The sequence below is a fragment of the Paractinoplanes rishiriensis genome (assembly GCF_016862375.1).
Lineage (GTDB): Bacteria > Actinomycetota > Actinomycetes > Mycobacteriales > Micromonosporaceae > Actinoplanes > Actinoplanes rishiriensis.
Map to the genome: position 1 here is coordinate 1 of NZ_BOMV01000177.1, position 896 is coordinate 896.

General features: G+C 63.5%; 1 protein-coding gene. It reads left to right on the plus strand.

The window, feature by feature from the left end:
- Positions 1–75 precede the first annotated feature (75 nt).
- A protein-coding gene (locus Ari01nite_RS49490; RefSeq protein WP_203791709.1) for an IS5 family transposase occupies positions 76–893 on the plus strand; the annotation gives its coding sequence in 2 pieces (ribosomal slippage) (positions 76–406 and positions 406–893; 819 coding nt in all).
- The last annotated feature ends 3 nt before the right edge of the window (positions 894–896 follow it).

Sequence of the window (896 nt, forward strand, 5' to 3'; positions counted from 1 at the left end):
AAGAGCTCCTAACACGATCTGCTGAATCGATGATGATCAGCATCACGACGGGAAGATCAGTCTCGTTCGCTGGTCGTGGCGAGGCCGTGGGATGTTGGTGACGAGTTGTGGGCGTTGATCGAGCCGGTGCTACCGCCGTGGCCGGAGAAGGCGCCAGGGCCGAAACCGATCCCGGACCGGTCCTGCCTGCAGGGCATTCTTTTCGTGCTGCACACCGGGATCGGTTGGGAAGATCTGCCGCAGGAGCTTGGCTTCGGCTCTGGCATGACCTGCTGGCGGCGTCTCGAGCGTTGGACCGAGGCGGGAGTCTTCGATCAGGTGCACCAGCTACTGCTGGCGAAGCTGAACGCGGCGAACCTGATCGACTGGTCGAGAGCGGCGATGGACGGCAGTCACATCGACGCTAAAAAGGGGGCGATGGAACCGGTCCGTCGCCGGTCAACCGCGCTAAACCCGGCTCGAAGCACCACCTGATCTGCGACGGCAATGGGACCCCGATCTACGTGCTGACCAGCGGCGCGAACGTTGCTGACATCAGCCGTGCGCTCGATCTGCTCGATTGCTACCCACCGATCGCCGGCCGACCCGGCCGGCCCCGGCGCCGCTTCGCCGTGCTGTTGGCTGACAAGGGTTACAGCAGCGAAGCCTTCCGTCAGGCATGCCGCGAGCGCGGCACCGAACCGATCATCGCCAAGCCGAAGACACCCAACATCAAGGGCCTGGGCAAGCTGCGCTACATCGTCGAGCAGACCTTCGCCCTGCTGCACCAGTTCCGCCGGATCGCCGTTCGATGGGAACGTCGACTCGATATCCACGACAGTCTCGTGAGCCTCGCCTGCGCCATGATCTGCTGGCGCCGCTTGATCAAATGGGCCGGATTGAGATCGCGTTAGGAG